This window comes from Ruegeria sp. HKCCE3926 (assembly GCF_017872515.1).
GTDB lineage: Bacteria > Pseudomonadota > Alphaproteobacteria > Rhodobacterales > Rhodobacteraceae > Ruegeria.
On sequence record NZ_JAEDOU010000001.1, the window covers coordinates 474,191 to 490,096 of the forward strand.

Annotated in this window: 16 protein-coding genes; 13 read left to right on the top strand and 3 right to left on the bottom strand. The window is 58.8% G+C overall.

Going from position 1 to position 15,906, the window contains the following annotated elements:
• Positions 1–3 precede the first annotated feature (3 nt).
• From nuoL to I9184_RS02430, 6 genes are read left to right on the top strand one after another with little or no spacing between them, the layout of a single operon-like run.
• Positions 4–2,154: an NADH-quinone oxidoreductase subunit L gene (gene nuoL, locus I9184_RS02405; RefSeq protein ID WP_209832601.1), complete on the top strand. Its 2,151-nt coding sequence runs from the start codon at positions 4–6 to the stop codon at positions 2,152–2,154.
• Positions 2,154–3,698 (top strand): NADH-quinone oxidoreductase subunit M, encoded by a 1,545-nt coding sequence (locus I9184_RS02410; protein ID WP_171631166.1) that lies wholly within the window; start codon positions 2,154–2,156, stop codon positions 3,696–3,698. The genes nuoL and I9184_RS02410 overlap by 1 nt, the downstream gene beginning before the upstream one ends.
• 15 nt (positions 3,699–3,713) lie before the next feature.
• Positions 3,714–5,156 carry an NADH-quinone oxidoreductase subunit NuoN gene (nuoN, locus tag I9184_RS02415; RefSeq protein WP_209832603.1) on the top strand — a complete coding sequence of 481 codons (1,443 nt, stop codon included), beginning with the start codon at positions 3,714–3,716 and terminating at the stop codon, positions 5,154–5,156.
• 54 nt (positions 5,157–5,210) lie between these two features.
• Complete coding sequence (locus I9184_RS02420; protein ID WP_171631171.1) at positions 5,211–5,960, top strand: biotin--[acetyl-CoA-carboxylase] ligase; 750 nt, start codon at positions 5,211–5,213, stop codon at positions 5,958–5,960.
• A gap of 11 nt (positions 5,961–5,971) precedes the next feature.
• Positions 5,972–6,751 (top strand): type III pantothenate kinase, encoded by a 780-nt coding sequence (locus I9184_RS02425; protein ID WP_171631173.1) that lies wholly within the window; start codon positions 5,972–5,974, stop codon positions 6,749–6,751.
• On the top strand, positions 6,748–8,415 hold the full coding sequence (locus I9184_RS02430; RefSeq protein ID WP_171631175.1) for a ribonuclease J: 1,668 nt from the start codon (positions 6,748–6,750) through the stop codon (positions 8,413–8,415). The genes I9184_RS02425 and I9184_RS02430 overlap by 4 nt, the downstream gene beginning before the upstream one ends.
• A 10-nt stretch (positions 8,416–8,425) precedes the next feature.
• On the opposite strand, the gene I9184_RS02435 is transcribed toward I9184_RS02430, so the two are convergent.
• A complete protein-coding gene (locus I9184_RS02435) occupies positions 8,426–9,127 on the bottom strand; it encodes an NUDIX hydrolase (protein ID WP_209833685.1) in 702 nt (233 codons plus the stop codon).
• Between the two features lie 25 nt (positions 9,128–9,152).
• The gene (locus I9184_RS02440) at positions 9,153–9,551 is read right to left on the bottom strand and encodes a DUF983 domain-containing protein (RefSeq protein ID WP_209832605.1); all 399 of its coding nucleotides are present in this window, start codon (positions 9,549–9,551) and stop codon (positions 9,153–9,155) included.
• 219 nt (positions 9,552–9,770) lie between these two features.
• On the opposite strand from I9184_RS02440, the gene I9184_RS02445 reads away from it, so the two are divergent.
• The 4 genes from I9184_RS02445 to I9184_RS02460 are packed head-to-tail and all read left to right on the top strand — an operon-like array spanning position 9,771 to position 11,678.
• Complete coding sequence (locus I9184_RS02445) at positions 9,771–10,241, top strand: EF-hand domain-containing protein (RefSeq protein WP_171631177.1); 471 nt, start codon at positions 9,771–9,773, stop codon at positions 10,239–10,241.
• 6 nt (positions 10,242–10,247) lie between these two features.
• A complete protein-coding gene (locus I9184_RS02450; RefSeq protein ID WP_171631179.1) occupies positions 10,248–10,865 on the top strand; it encodes an RNA polymerase sigma factor in 618 nt (205 codons plus the stop codon).
• Entirely contained in the window at positions 10,855–11,208 is a 354-nt protein-coding gene (locus I9184_RS02455) for a hypothetical protein (protein ID WP_209832607.1), read from the top strand. Before I9184_RS02450 ends, I9184_RS02455 begins: the two co-directional genes overlap by 11 nt.
• A complete protein-coding gene (locus I9184_RS02460) occupies positions 11,205–11,678 on the top strand; it encodes a periplasmic heavy metal sensor (protein WP_209832609.1) in 474 nt (157 codons plus the stop codon). The genes I9184_RS02455 and I9184_RS02460 overlap by 4 nt, the downstream gene beginning before the upstream one ends.
• Before the next feature lie 5 nt (positions 11,679–11,683).
• On the opposite strand, the gene I9184_RS02465 is transcribed toward I9184_RS02460, so the two are convergent.
• On the bottom strand, positions 11,684–13,084 hold the full coding sequence (locus I9184_RS02465; RefSeq protein WP_209832611.1) for a diguanylate cyclase: 1,401 nt from the start codon (positions 13,082–13,084) through the stop codon (positions 11,684–11,686).
• Between the two features lie 88 nt (positions 13,085–13,172).
• Here I9184_RS02465 and I9184_RS02470 point away from each other — a divergent pair, with 88 nt between their 5' ends.
• From I9184_RS02470 to I9184_RS02480, 3 genes are all read left to right on the top strand, one after another.
• Positions 13,173–13,457, top strand: a complete 285-nt coding sequence (locus I9184_RS02470) for a DUF3572 domain-containing protein (RefSeq protein WP_171631188.1) — start codon at positions 13,173–13,175, stop codon at positions 13,455–13,457.
• Between the two features lie 24 nt (positions 13,458–13,481).
• The gene (locus tag I9184_RS02475; protein WP_209832613.1) at positions 13,482–14,174 is read left to right on the top strand and encodes an HAD family hydrolase; all 693 of its coding nucleotides are present in this window, start codon (positions 13,482–13,484) and stop codon (positions 14,172–14,174) included.
• Between the two features lie 118 nt (positions 14,175–14,292).
• Positions 14,293–15,852: a trimethylamine methyltransferase family protein gene (locus I9184_RS02480; RefSeq protein WP_209832616.1), complete on the top strand. Its 1,560-nt coding sequence runs from the start codon at positions 14,293–14,295 to the stop codon at positions 15,850–15,852.
• Positions 15,853–15,906: the final 54 nt, after the last annotated feature.

Consider the following 15,906-nt stretch of genomic DNA (forward strand, 5'->3'; position numbering starts at 1 on the left):
ACTATGGAAACCACCATCCTCTTTGCCCCGCTGGTGGGCGCGCTGCTCTGCGGGTTTGGCTGGAGATTCATTGGCGAGAAGGCCGCCATGTGGACCGCCACGGGCCTGCTGTTTCTGGCTTGTCTGCTGTCATGGCTCGTGTTCTTCTCGTTCGACGGGCACACACAACAGATCGAGATCATGCGCTGGATCGAAAGCGGGTCGCTCTCGACCTCGTGGGCCATCCGTCTGGACCGGCTGACCGCCATCATGCTGATCGTGGTCACCACGGTTTCGGCGCTCGTGCATCTCTACAGCTTTGGCTACATGGATCACGACCCGCAATGGCGCGAAGGCGAAAGCTATAAGCCGCGTTTCTTTGCCTATCTGTCCTTCTTTACCTTCGCGATGCTGATGCTGGTGACGGCGGACAACCTTGTGCAGATGTTCTTTGGCTGGGAAGGCGTGGGTGTTGCCTCGTATCTGCTGATCGGCTTCTACTATCGCAAGCCGTCGGCAAATGCGGCGGCGATGAAAGCGTTCATCGTCAACCGTGTGGGCGATTTCGGCTTTGCTCTGGGCATCTTCGCGCTGTTCTTCCTGACCGACAGCATCAACTTTTCGGACATTTTCGCATCGGCACCCGCGCTTGCAGAAGAAAAGCTGCATTTCCTGTGGGGCGAATGGACCGCGGTCGAGGTGATCTGTGTTCTGCTGTTCATCGGTGCGATGGGTAAATCCGCGCAGCTGATCCTGCACACCTGGTTGCCGGACGCGATGGAAGGCCCGACGCCGGTGTCGGCCCTGATCCACGCGGCCACCATGGTGACAGCGGGCGTGTTCCTTGTCTGCCGCATGTCGCCGCTGATGGAGTTCGCGCCGGGCGCGACCGGGTTCATCACCTTCCTTGGGGCCTCGACAGCGTTCTTCGCGGCGACCGTGGGTCTGGTACAGACCGACATCAAGCGCGTCATTGCGTATTCGACCTGTTCCCAGCTGGGATACATGTTCGTGGCCGCGGGCGTCGGCATGTATTCGGCGGCGATGTTCCACCTGTTCACGCACGCTTTCTTCAAGGCGCTGCTGTTCCTCGGTGCCGGTTCCGTGATCCACGCCATGCATCACGAGCAGGAGATGACGGAATATGGCGGTCTGCGCAAAAAGATCCCTTACACCTTCTGGGCAATGATGATCGGAACGTTGGCCATCACGGGTGTCGGCATTCCGCTTACCACAATCGGTTTTGCCGGGTTCCTGTCTAAAGACGCGATCATCGAAAGCGCCTATGCGGGCGGAACCGGCTACGCCTTCTGGATGCTGGTGATCGCGGCGATGTTCACCTCGTTCTATAGCTGGCGTCTGATTTTCCTGACCTTCTTTGGCAAACCGCGTGGCGACAAGCATACGCATGACCACGCACATGAAAGCCCGATGACCATGCTGGTGCCGCTGGGCGTTCTGTCGCTGGGTGCGGTGTTTGCCGGGATGATCTGGTATGGCAATTTCTTTGGCCATGCGGACAAGGTCGGCAAGTTCTACGGTATTCCGGTTGCCGAAGCGTCAGAACATGCCGAGGCCGGTGATCATGCGGCGGCGGATGCTTCGCACGGTGAAGACAGCCATGCGGATGAAAGCCACGCGGCTGACAGTCATGCCGATGAAGGTCATGGTGAGAAGGATGCAAAGGGTGGCGATCATCACTATGTCTTTGCGGGCCAGCCCGGCGAGGGCGCGCTTTACATGGCGCCGGACAACCATGTTCTGGACGATGCGCATGCGGCTCCGAAATGGGTCAAGGTTTCACCCTTCGTCGCCATGTTGCTTGGCTTTGTCGTGGCCTATTGGTTCTACATCGTGAATACGTCGCTGCCGGCACGTCTGGCTGCAAATCAGCGTCCGCTGTACCTGTTCCTTCTGAACAAGTGGTATTTCGACGAAATCTACGATGCGGTCTTCGTAAAACCCACTGTGGCGCTTGGCCGCTTCCTGTGGAAACGCGGTGACGGCAATACAATCGATGGCTTCCTGAACGGAGTAGCAATGGGCGTTGTTCCCTTCTTCACCCGCCTCGCCGGCAAGGCGCAGACCGGGTACATCTTTACCTATGCCTTCTGGATGGTGCTGGGCATCGCGGCCCTTGTCACCTGGATGTCGATCGGCGGAGGGGCCCAGTAATGGATTATATCCTTTCGATCGTCACGTTTATCCCCGCCATCGCCGCAGGCATTCTGGCCTTGTTCCTGCAAGGTGACGATGCGGCGGCACAGCGGAACGCCAAGTGGATTGCTCTGCTGGCCACCACTGTGACCTTCCTGGTTTCCATCGGCATCTATACAGGCTTTGACCCGTCGAACCCCGGTTTCCAGATGGTGGAAGAGGGTGAGTGGCTGATGGGCCTCAAATACAAGATGGGTGTTGATGGCATCAGTGTCCTGTTCGTTCTGCTGACGACCTTCATCATGCCGCTGACCATTCTGGCCAGCTGGAATGTCACGGACCGTGTCAAGGAATACATGGTTGCCTTCCTGCTGCTGGAAACGCTGATGCTGGGCGTCTTCATGGCGCTTGATCTGGTACTGTTCTACCTGTTCTTCGAAGCAGGTCTTATTCCGATGTTCCTGATCATCGGGATATGGGGCGGCAAGGATCGGATCTACGCCAGCTTCAAGTTCTTCCTCTACACCTTCCTCGGCTCGGTCTTGATGCTGGTCGCCATGGTTGCAATGTATGCGGATGCGGGCACCACGGACATTGCCGCGCTGATGACGCACCAGTTCTCGTCCGAGGGCTTCAGCGTGCTGGGCATCTATGTTGTCGGTGGCATGCAGACCCTGATGTTCCTGGCCTTCTTTGCCTCGTTCGCGGTGAAAATGCCGATGTGGCCGGTGCATACCTGGTTGCCGGACGCCCACGTTCAGGCGCCCACGGCGGGATCGGTCGTACTGGCCGCGATCCTTCTGAAGATGGGCGGCTATGGCTTCCTGCGGTTCAGCCTGCCGATGTTCCCGGTGGGTTCGGCCGTGATGACCGATCTGGTGCTGTGGATGTCTGCCATCGCGGTTGTCTATACCTCTTTGGTGGCGCTGGTGCAGGAGGATATGAAGAAACTGATCGCCTATTCCTCGGTCGCGCATATGGGCTTTGTGACCATGGGTATTTTCGCGGCAAACCAGCAGGGCATCGATGGCGCGATCTTCCAGATGCTCAGCCACGGGTTCATCTCGGCCGCGCTGTTCCTGTGCGTTGGCGTGATCTATGACCGGATGCACACCCGCGATATCGAGGCTTATGGCGGTCTGGTGATCCGGATGCCAGCCTACGCGCTGGTCTTTATGTTGTTTACCATGGCCAATGTGGGCCTGCCGGGCACCAGTGGCTTCATCGGTGAATTCCTGACCCTGATGGGCGCGTTTCAGGTCAACACCTGGGTAACGGCTGTGGCAGCGACCGGTGTGATCTTCTCGGCGGGTTATGCGCTGTGGCTCTACCGCCGGGTCGTGTTTGGCGATCTGATCAAGGAAAGCCTTAAGGCGATGACCGACATGAGCTCGCGCGAGCGATTGATCTTCGCCCCGCTGATCGTGATGACCATCTTGCTGGGTGTCTACCCGTCGCTGGTGACCGATGTAATCGGGCAATCCACAGCGGCTCTGATTTCGAACTATGACACGGCTCTGGCCGCGGCTGAGGCTGCGACCCAGACAGCCGCTTCGCATTAAGGGAACTTTGGAGACATGATCCAGGCTGATCTGACAATCATCCTGCCGGAAATCGTTCTGGCGCTTTATGCGATGGCGGCGCTGCTGGGGGCTGTCTACACGACAAAGGACGGACTGGCGCCTTTGCTGGTCTGGACCACGGCGGGTCTTATGGCCCTTCTGGCAATCTGGATTGCAACTCAGGGCGGGGGTACAAACGTGGCCTTCAACGGCATGTTCGTCGATGACGGCTTTGCCCGCTTTGCCAAGGTTGCTATCCTTTTGTCGGCGGGTGCAGTACTGGTCATGAGCCAGGAATACATGGCGCGCCGCGATCTGCTGCGTTTTGAATATCCTTTGCTGGTGGCACTGGCCGCCGTGGGGATGATGATGATGGTCAGCGCAGGCGATCTGATGTCGCTTTACATGGGGCTCGAGCTGCAATCGCTGTCGCTCTATGTCGTGGCCGCTCTGCGTCGTGACAGCGCGAAATCGACCGAGGCAGGTCTGAAGTATTTTGTGCTGGGTGCGCTGAGCTCGGGTCTGCTGCTTTATGGCGCGTCGCTGGTCTATGGCTTCACCGGCACCACGTTGTTCTCGGGCATCATCCAGACAGTTCACCATGGCGATGTTTCGTTGGGGCTGCTGTTTGGCCTGATCTTCCTGATCTCAGGTCTGGCCTTCAAGGTCTCGGCCGTACCGTTCCATATGTGGACGCCGGACGTTTACGAGGGGTCTCCGACACCGATCACGGCTTTCTTTGCCACGGCGCCCAAGGTTGCGGCGATGGCGTTGTTCGCGCGCCTGTTGCATGACGCGTTCGGCGGCATTGTCAAAGACTGGCAGCAAGTGATTGTCCTGCTGTCCGTGCTGTCGATGTTGCTGGGGGCCGTGGCCGCGATCGGGCAGCGCGACATCAAGCGACTGATGGCGTTTTCGTCGATTGCCCATATGGGCTATGCGCTGATTGGCCTGGCCGCTGGTACCGAGCTGGGTATCAAGGCCATGCTCATGTATCTGGCCATCTACGTGACCATGAATATCGGCACATTCGCCTTCATTCTGATGATGGAACGTGACGGCAAACCCATCACCGACATTGACGCTCTGCGGCAATACTCCAAACGTGATCCGGGCAAGGCGCTGGCGGTGCTGATCCTGATGTTCAGCCTGGCGGGCGTGCCTCCGATGCTTGGTTTCTTTGCGAAATTCGGCGTCTGGCAGGCGGGCGTCAGTGCGGGTCTGACCGGTCTGGTCGTCGTCTCGGCCATCGCTTCGGTCATCGGTGCCTTCTATTACCTGCGGATCGTGTTCTACATGTATTTCGGGGCCGAGAACGAAGAGCCGATCGAAACCCGGTCGACCCCTGTTCTGTGGGTGGCATTGATGGGGTCTGCGGCCCTGATGCTGGTCGGCGTCTTCTATCAGTTCGGTGTCGAGGGCGCGGCAGCTGCCGCGGCGGCCACGCTTGTCAACTGATCGTTTTGCACAACCGGAAAGAGGGGCTCGGTCGCGCGACCGGGCCTTTTTGATATGACAAAATGGCCCCAAGGCTATGGCCTGCACGAGGTGCAGGAAGTCGACAGCACGCTGAATGAAGCGGCGCGGATTGCTCCGAATGCGCGTGGTCCTGTCTGGATCATGGCGCATCACCAGACGGCGGCGCGCGGGCGGCGCGGACGAAGCTGGGCCAACCCGATGGGCAACCTGGCGGCGACCTTGCTGATGCGTCCTCAGGGCGCGCCGGAACAGGCGGCTTTGCGCAGTTTCGTGGCGGCGCTGGCCCTTTTTGACGCGTGTGTCGCCGTTACCGGGCGGGCTGCCGGACTGTCGCTGAAATGGCCCAATGACGTGCTGCTGAACGGCGGCAAGCTTGCCGGTATCCTGCTGGAAAGCACGGGGCAGGGGCATGGCGTGGCGCATCTGTCCATCGGCATCGGAGTGAATCTGGCCAATGCCCCGGATGCGGACGCGGTAGAGCCCGGCGCGGTTCGTCCCGTCTCACTTCTTTCGGAAACCGGGGCACATGTCTCGCCCGAGGATTTTCTGACCGAACTGGCCGCGGCCTATGCCGGGTATGAAACCCAATTCGTCACCTATGGGTTCGAACCGATCCGCACTGCCTGGCTGTCCCGCGCGGCCCGGTTGGGCGAGGTCATCACTGCGCGGACCGGTACGTCGGAAACGGTTGGAACCTTCGAAACGGTGGACGCAGGTGGTAACCTTGTCTTAAACACCGCCAAAGGCCGCGTGAGCATTCCTGCGGCGGATGTCTATTTCTGAGAGGGGCGCGGATGCTTCTGGCCATCGATTGCGGCAATACCAATACCGTCTTCTCGATCTGGGACGGTGAGGAATTTCTGTGCACCCTGCGCACCTCGACCCACCATGCGCGCACGGCAGACGCGTATTTCACCTGGTATTCGACGCTGGTGAAACATTATGGGATCGAGGCGAATATCTCGGATGTCATCATTGCCTCGACCGTGCCACGTGTCGTGTTCAACCTGCGCATCTTTGCCGATCGCTTTTTTGGTTGCAGACCATTGGTTGTGGGCAAGCCCGATTGCCTGTTGCCTGTCCCGCCGCGTGTGGATGAAGGAACGGTGCCCGGCCCGGATCGACTGGCCAATGCAGTGGGCGCTTTTGACCGCCATGGTGGCAATGTGGTTGTCGTGGACTTTGGTACCGCAACAAATTTCGACGTTGTCGCCGCGGACGGTGCCTATGTGGGGGGCGTTATCGCTCCGGGTGTGAACCTCAGCCTTGAGGCTTTGCATCAGGGCGCAGCCGCACTGCCGCATATCGACATCACGCGTCCCGAGAAGGTGATCGGCACAAATACGGTTGGTTGTATTCAATCGGGCGTGTATTGGGGATATTCCGGTTTGATCGAGGGGCTGATCGCCCGGATCAAGGCCGAGTATGGAATGCCGATGAAAGTCGTTGGAACCGGAGGGCTGGCCCCCTTGTTCGATCAGGCCGACGTGGGGTTCGACGCAATCGAAGATGATCTGACGATGCACGGCCTAACCGTGATCCATCGCTACAACAAGGATAATGGCTCCGTATGAGCAGTGAAAGATTGATCTACCTGCCGCTGGGTGGCGCGGGCGAAATTGGCATGAACGCCTATGTGTACGGCTACGGTGAACCGGGAAAGGAACGCCTGATCCTTGTGGATCTGGGCGTCACTTTTCCTGATATGGACACAACGCCGGGCGTTGACCTTATCCATGCCGATATCTTTTGGCTGAAAGAGCGTGCCGACCGGCTGGATGGTGTTTTCATCACGCACGCCCATGAAGACCACGTCGGTGCCGTGGCCCATTGTTATGAAGCTTTGGGCGCGCCGGTCTATGCGCGCGCCTTCACGGCCAATATCGCGCGCCGCAAGATGGAAGAACACGCGCACCCGACCGAGGCGGTCACGACTGTTTCCGCCTGGCCTGAACAGGTGTCCGTCGGGCCGTTCACGGTTGGCTTCCTTCCTGTTTCGCACTCGATTCCCGAAAGTGCCGCACTGGTCATCGACACACCCGCAGGGCGTGTAGTGCATTCGGGCGACTTCAAGCTGGATGCTGCACCCGTCGTTGGAGAGGCCTTTGACCCTGACCTGTGGGCCGAGGTTGCCAAGCCCGGCATCAAGGCGCTGGTCTGTGACAGTACGAATGTGTTTTCGACCCATCCGGGGCGTTCAGAATCCGAAGTTGGCCCCGAGATTGTCAAGCTGGTCGAAGGCGCGGAAGGTATGGTCGTGGCGACCACCTTTGCGTCAAACGTCGCGCGGGTCAAAACGCTGGCCGAAGCAGGTGCGCGGGCCGGGCGTTCCGTCGTTCTGCTGGGGCGCGCGATGCGTCGGATGATCGAAGCCGCGACCGAAACCGGTATTCTTGCGGATTTTCCAAAGGTGATCAGCGCCGAAGAGGCTCTGGACCTTCCGCGCCAGAACCTGATGCTGATCGTGACCGGCAGCCAGGGGGAACGACGGGCCGCAAGCGCCCAACTGGCCCGTGGCAAGTACCGTGGTCTGGAGCTGGCCGAAGGCGATCTGTTCCTGTTTTCCTCGAAGACCATTCCCGGGAACGAACGGGGCGTGATCTTCATCATGAACCAGCTCAGCGAAAAGGGCGTGGATGTCGTTGATGACAGTTCTGGCCTTTATCATGTCTCGGGCCATGCGAACCGGCCGGACCTCGAGAAAGTGCACGCACTGACTGATCCGCAATTCGTGATCCCGATGCACGGCGAACACCGGCACCTGCGCGAGCATGTCAAACTGGCAGAGCAGGGCGGCAGAACCGGAGTGCTGGCGGTGAACGGCACCATGCTGGATCTCAGCGGCAATGCGCCTGTGGTCGTCGATTATGTTGAAACCGGTCGCACATATCTGGACGGCACCGTGAAGATTGGTGCCCTTGACGGCGTGGTGCGGGACCGTATCCGCATGGCTTTGAACGGCCATGTTACAGTGACGGTGGTTCTGGACGAAGAAGACGAACCGCTGGGCGAGCCGTGGTGCGATACCATGGGGCTGCCCGAAACCGGCACGTCCCGTGCCGCGTTGGTCGAAGTGCTGGAAGAGGATCTGAACCAGTTCCTGATGCGGGCCGCTGCCAAGACCTTGCGCGATGACGACAAGCTGGAAGATGAAATGCGCCGCATCGTGCGGCAGACAGCCAAAGCGGAAATTGGCAAAAAGCCCGAAGTGACGGTGGTGGTCAGCCGGATGCGGTGAAACCGATCCGTCAGTCGTGGGTTGGCATCGGATAGCCCCTGAGACGCAGGAACAGGTTGGCTTCTTCGTTGTTTTTGTAGAATGGAACTGACGATGGCGGCTCGGGGGACGTAACCCGGGCCGCTATTTCCGCCAGAACGACCTCGGTGATAAACGGCAGATCCAGATCCCGTGCCCGATCCAGTGGCACCCATTGCAGGTGCGACAGCTCATCCGAGGCGTGACTGAAATCATCCACATCACCTTGCAGAGCGTCGGCGTCGACCAGAAAGAACCGCGCATCGAACCGGCGGGGACGGCCCGGTGGAGTTACCGCGCGAAAGACGAACTGAAGCGCAGCCGCAGTTGGCAGGTAACCCAACGCGGCAAAGCTCTGCCAATCGTCAGGTACCTGACCGGGCCATGTGCCCGGCTGGCCGAGAACAAGACCGGTTTCTTCCCAAAGCTCGCGTATGGCGGCCGCGGCGAGGGCGTATTGAATCCCCGGCTCGGCCTGTTCGCCCAAACGTTCAAAGCACAGATCCGGTAAATCCGTTGCCAATGTAACATCCGCGTCAGCCGGATCAACCGCGCCACCGGGAAAGACGAACTTGTTCGGCATGAAGGCCGCTTTGGACCCGCGCTGCCCCATAAGGATCGAGGGGTTTGTCCATCTGTCCCGCAGCACGATAACCGTCGCTGCGTCCCGGATGGCGGTTTTGTCGGGTGTCATGTCCAAACTGGTCAACTGGGTCGGGTCACGCGGTTTTTCCAAAGCCATGCATGCGGCGTGCCCACTGATACGCCACCACTGCACCTTTCAGGCGTGGCAACAGGTACAGGGACAGGGCGACGCAGGCGACGGAAAAGCCGATGGCCATCGTCCACGGATCGGGCCGCCAATGCACGTACGACACGTGCAGAGCAGGCGCCAGCAGGTGGCCGACCAGCAGGATTGTCAGGTAGGCGGGCCCATCATCTGCGCGATGGTGAAACAACTCCTGCCCGCAGTTCGAGCAGGAGTCATTGACCTTGAGATAGCTGTGCAACAGCTTGCCTTCCCCGCAGTTGGGGCATTTGCAGCGAAACCCCTTGATCAGGGCTGGCCATGTCTCACGCTCATCTTCAGAGGTCGTCTCGATCGTCTGATCCGTCATAATGTAACTCGCGCAGTAATCTTTTGCGGATAATGGGCCTGATCGTGGAAATTTAAAAGGGGGGTGCGTCGCTTTGCAACGTCTGCCCGGCACCTCGTCTTGGGGCGGTCCCGAACCTTTCAAAAATAATATCGAATTCAGCGACGGAATTCCTGGCGCGGCCCGTTTGAATGGGTATGAGCGGCGGCACTCGGGCCGCGTCAACAAAAGGAAACGGAAATGAAAAACGTTACATTCATCTCGGCCATTGTCATGTCGGCGGTTGCGATTACCGGTACTTCTGTTTTGGCCGCTGGCTCGGGTGGCCGCGAGCCGGTGTCCTTTCAGGAATTGGACGCCGATGGGGATGGTCAGGTGACGCAACAAGAGATGGAGGCGCACCGAACCGCTCGTTTCACCGAGGCGGACACCAATGGGGATGGAAAGCTGAGCCAGGAAGAAATGCAGGCTGCCGCCCAGAAGAAAGCCAGTGATCGGGTTGCCAGGATGTTCGAAAACAACGACGCGAACAAAGATGGCTTCCTCAGCCAGGATGAGTTGCCGAAACCGCGCCGGGCTGACAAGATGTTTGATCGGATGGATGCGGACAACAGTGGCGGAATCTCGGAACAGGAATTTGCCGATGCCAAAGATCGGATGGGACGGCACCATAAGAAAAAGCATCAAAAATCGGATACAAGCGATAACTGATGCAGGATGGAGGATCTGACCTCCCACCCACAAGATGTTCGCGGCGCGGATTGCGCCGCGAACACACTCAGCGACGATGCGTTGCTGAGGCAATTCGCTGATGGTGAGGCGGGGGCGGCACGGATCCTGACCGATCGTTTGGGGCCACGCTGTTACTCGGTTGCTTTGCGCATGTTGGGCAATCGGGCCGAGGCGGAAGACGTGACGCAGGATGCGATGATGCGGTTGTGGCAGATGGCGCCGAATTGGGTTTCGGGTCAGGCCAAGGTATCGACCTGGCTGTATCGGGTGACGCTGAACCTGTGCGTGGACATCAGGCGCAAGAAGACACCCGACAGGTTGTCGGACGTTCCCGAACCCGAAGATGGCAAGGCCAGCGTTGTTGACCGCATGCAGGACGAGGCGCGCAAGGATGCCTTGCAGTTGGCTTTGGCTGAGCTGCCCGAGCGGCAGCGACAAGCGGTCGTGCTGCGCCATATTGAAGAGCTGCCCAACCCCGAGATTGCCGGGATAATGGGCATTTCGGTAGAAGCAGTTGAAAGCCTGACCGCAAGAGGCAAGCGCAGCCTGACCGCGATCTTGGCTGGACGACGCGAAGAACTGGGGTATGACAATGGCGGATGAAGACCTGGAACTTGATCATTTGTTTGCACAGGCACAGCGGCAGCGACCGGCACTGCCGGACGATCTTGCCGTGCGCATCCAGACGGATGCTGAAACTGTTCGCCTCGGTCGTCTTGCGCCTGCACCGGAGCCGATGCCTTCGATATGGAACAGGTTGATTAGCAATGTAGGAGGATGGCAGGGCCTTGGCGGGCTTGTTGCCGCAAGCGCTGCCGGGGTCTGGATCGGGTTTTCCGCACCGGCCTTTCTGCCGGACCCGGCCAGCCTGTTGACGTCAGAGGAGACATCCTTCCTCGTGGCTGACCTTGGATTTGACTCGAGTTTTCTGGAGAGCACGGAATGAACGCTGATCCCAAGCCCAAACGCAAGTGGGTGCCTGTCGTCCTGGCCTTGTCACTGGCGCTGAACCTGCTGGTTGTCGGTGTCGCTGTGGGCACCGTATTGCGCCTGAGAGGTGGGGATCATGCCAAATCACCGCCCGGCTTCGGCCCCGCGTTGTACCGGGCCCTGCCCAAGGATGATCGAAAGGCGATGCGGGGCGAGTTGACGGGCCTGCACAAAAAAGGATCCAAGGGTCGTGCTCAGGATTTTGAAGCGCTCAGTCAGGCATTGCGCGCAACGCCCTTCGACCCGGTCGCCGTTCAGGTTCTGTTGCAACAACAAGCTCAGGCCACCGCCGATTTGCAGCATGCCTTGCAAACGCAATGGCTGGCACGTGTGACCGCCATGAGCAATGATGAACGGCAGGCCTATGCAGACCGATTGCAGGAGGTCGTCAAACGCGGGCCGCATGGGCACAAGAAAAGAGACTGAACAGATCAGGCCGCACTTTGCCTGATACTCACCTGATTGCGCCCTGCCTTCTTCGCAGCATACAGCGCTTTATCCGCGGATTTGATCAGGTTTTCCACGCTTTCAGCCGCATAGTCTTGCCGGGCGAAACTGACCTGAGACAACTTCAACCCGATACTGACCGTCACATCAACTTGTGCCCCATGGTCCGGTAACAGGAACGGGGACTGACAGATGCTGTCACAAACGGTTTCGGCCAGGTTCAACGCCTGTTTGGGCGATACATCGGGCACGCCGATCATGAACTCTTCCCCCCCGATGCGGGCGACAAAGCCACGGGATCCCAAGGCATGTTGCATACGTTCCGCCGCTTGCGTCAAAACATAATCGCCGCTTGCATGGCCATGGCCATCATTGATTGCCTTGAAGTGATCCAGATCGGCCAGCATGATCGCAAAACTGCGCCCCGTTCTGGCGGATTGGCGCGCGATTTGATCCAGCGCGCGCATGGCGTAGCGGCGATTGTGCAGCCCAGTCAACGGATCGATCCAGGATTCCGCGATGCCTCTTTTGAGAGAGACCCGCATCTGATCCAGTCGCGCTTTGCGGGCAATCTGGTTTTCAAGCCGCAGCAGGATCTCCTGTGCGCAGAACCCGCCCAGACAGACAGCATCGGCCCCTCGGTCCAGAGCTTCCGAAGCCTGTCCGGCGTCTTCGTCTTTCAGCACCCCGATCAAAACCGTGTGCCGGGTCACGCCGCGTGATCTGAGATCGGCAAGGATATTGAGGCCGGCAGGGTTCGAGCCCAGTTCAACCACGATCGCATCGGGAACAGAGCCGGACAAAACACTTCGCAGGTTCGACTGAAGATGCCAGTTCAAATCAAATTGACGTTGATCTTCCAGAGCCTTTTGCCAAAGCGTGCCGTTTCGGGCCGTGTGGGTCAGGATATCAACCCGCGCTGCTTTGGACGGTCTGATTATGGGTTGGACCGGCTCTGCGAAGCCAATCGATTGCGATCCGTTGCTGACCTGCAAATCCTGAGTGGCCGCACGAGCACGCAAAAGGCTGCGAATGCGCGCCAATAATAAGGTGTCTTTGAACGGGTGCGTCAGAACATCATCCAGCCCGTCCTTTAACGCCCGCAGCCGGGCGTCCCGGTCATTTTGCGCGGCAATCGCCACGACCGGAACGTCGTCAAGGCCGGGTTCCTTCACAATCGCCTTCTTCACATCCGCAGCCGTTCCATCCGGCAACGTCTGAGCCGTCAGAACCAGATCCGGTTGCGTACGCCGCACGAGCGCGGGCAACCCTTCAAGCTTTTCGCCCTGCACCACGTGATACCAGGCCGCCGTCAGCTGTACCTTCAGCATGATGCGATTGGTCGATACCCCGTCGAGGACAAGGATGGTTCCCTGCACAGACATAGTTGTTCACCGTTGATTGCATGCGTGAACAAAGTGTTTATGACTCTGGTTAACAAACCCTTTCCAAGACCGGATCTGACCCAAGTTTATGCCGATATCCTCTGATTCCGCCCAAACTCTTGCGCTGACGGCCCTGGCCTGGCTGGTCAGCAATGACGAGCTTTTGCCTGTTTTTCTGGGCTCTACGGGCGCATCGATCGAGGATGTCCGCGATCGGGCAAGCGATCCCGAGTTTCTGGCGTCGGTTCTTGATTTTCTGGTGCTTGACGATTCGTGGGTCATGGCGTTTTGTGACGCCAATTCACTCGCCTATGATCTTCCCGCCCAGGCAAGGGCGGTATTGTCTGGCGGCGCTGAGATACACTGGACATAGCCATATTTTCCGCAGGAGCACCGGATGCCGATAGATGCGATCATCTTTGACAAAGATGGCACGCTGTTTGACTTTGCAAATACGTGGGGAGGGTTCGGGCGCTCCATGCTGTTGCGCCTGTCCAACGGGGACGAAGATCGCGCCACCGAGCTTGGCCGTGTCATCGGATATGATTTCGAGCAAGGGAGATATACCGAAGACAGCATTGTAATCGCCGCCACGGTCGAGGAAATCGCAGAAGTCTTGATTGCCCATGTCGATGGCGTGACCTTACATGAGATCATCGATTTGATGAACTCTGAGGCCGCCTCGGCCCCGCAGGTGCCCGCCGTGCCATTGGTTCCTTTCCTGGAAGGTCTGCAAGATGCCGGAATCAAGCTGGGCGTTGCGACGAATGACAGCGAACATCCCGCTTTGCAGCATCTCGAATCTGTCGGGATAAGGGGGCATTTCGATTTCGTCGCCGGGTATGACAGTGGTCACGGGTTCAAGCCGGGACCGGGCCAGTTGCTGGCCTTTGCCGCCCATATCGGGGTCGAGCCATCTCGTATCGCGATGGTGGGTGACAGTCTTCATGACTTGCAGGCCGGGCGCGCGGCGGGGATGACCACGATCGGTGTTTTGACCGGTTTGGCCGAGGCCGATGCTTTGGCTCCGATGGCGGATGTGATTTTGCCTGATATCGGACATATTCCCGAATGGTTGGCCAAAATCTGATTTTCAAATCCGGGATTCGACAAAACGGAATGAAAAACCGACATATTCTGTCGCATACGGAGCGGCCATAGGCGTCTCTTCGGGGCTTGCTTGACGAAAGCAAGAACAGGAGGCACCGATGGCCGAGACCAAAACACGTAAGCGCCGCGGAGGAGGGCGCGCAGGGGCGGCTGCGCGCAGGGGCAGTGCAGCGATTGACCAGATGCCCTGGGATCCGCCGGTCAACATCGATCGACCCACAGAACCTTTGGATCAGGCCGGCATCGAAGCGATCCATGAAGGGGCGATGCGCATCCTCGAAGAGATCGGGATCGAGTTTTACAACGAAGAGGCAATAGGCATCCTGCGCGAAGCCGGTTGCACCATCAACGGCGACAATGTCCGCATGGGGCGGGACTTTGTCATGGAGATGATCGCCAAGGCTCCCAGCCGGTTTTCGATCACCCCTCGCAATCCGGATCGCAAGATCGAAATCGGCGGGAAGAACATCCTGTTCGGCAACGTCTCTTCCCCGCCGAATTACTGGGACATGGAGATCGGGAAAAAAGTTCCGGGCAATCGCGAGATGTGCCGGAACCTTCTGAAGCTGACGCAATACTTCAATTGCATCCATTTCGCGGGCGGATACCCGGTCGAGCCGGTCGATATCCACGCCAGCGTTCGCCATCTGGATGTACTGTACGACAAGCTGACCCTGACCGACAAGGCCATGCACGCCTATTCACTGGGCAAGGAACGCGTCGAAGATGTCATGGAAATGGTGCGCATCGCAGGAGGGTTGAGCCATGAGGAGTTCGAGGCCGCGCCGCGCATGTATACCAATATCAACTCTACCTCGCCGCTGAAACACGATCACCCGATGATCGACGGGTGTCTGCGCCTGGCGCGGCGCGGTCAAGCGATTGTTGTCACGCCCTTTACGCTGGCGGGTGCGATGGCCCCCGTAACCATGGCAGGCGCCGTGGCGCAATCCTTGGCCGAGGCGCTGTGCGCCATTGCGCTGTTCCAATACGTGCGCCCCAGTATTCCCTGTGTGATCGGTACATTCACGTCGAATGTGGATATGAAATCCGGCGCGCCCGCCTTTGGAACACCGGAATACATGCGTTCGACCCAGATGACCGGCCAGATGGCGCGGTTCTATGGTTTGCCCATGCGGTCTTCGGGTGTTTGTGCGGCAAATGTGCCGGACGGGCAGTCTGTGTGGGAGACTTCGAACTCGCTTTGGGCCGCCGTGCAATCGGGCACCAATATGGTCTACCACGCAGCCGGTTGGCTTGAGGGCGGTCTGATCGCCAGCCCGGAAAAGTTTATCATGGATTGCGAAATCCTACAGCAAATTCAACGCTATATGAACCCCGAGTTGACCGCCACAGGGCCGGACGAGATTGCACTGGATGCGATCCGGGCAGTCGGCAATGACGGTCATTTCTTTGGCATTCAGCATACGCAGGATCGCTATACCACGGCCTTCTATCAACCCTTCTTGAGTGATTGGAAAAACTATGAAGGATGGGAGGTCGCCGGCGGCATCTGGACGGCAGAACGCGCGCATCACATGTTCAAGGAGATTATCTCGAGCTTTGACGCCCCCCCGATCGATGAAGGCATTCGCGAGGAACTGGCCGCTTTTGTCGAACGCCGCAAAGCGGAAGGCGGCGCGCCCACGGATTTCTGATCGGACAGGTGGTCTCGAGCTGATACTCGGTTGAATTCGCTATAACTCAGGGTG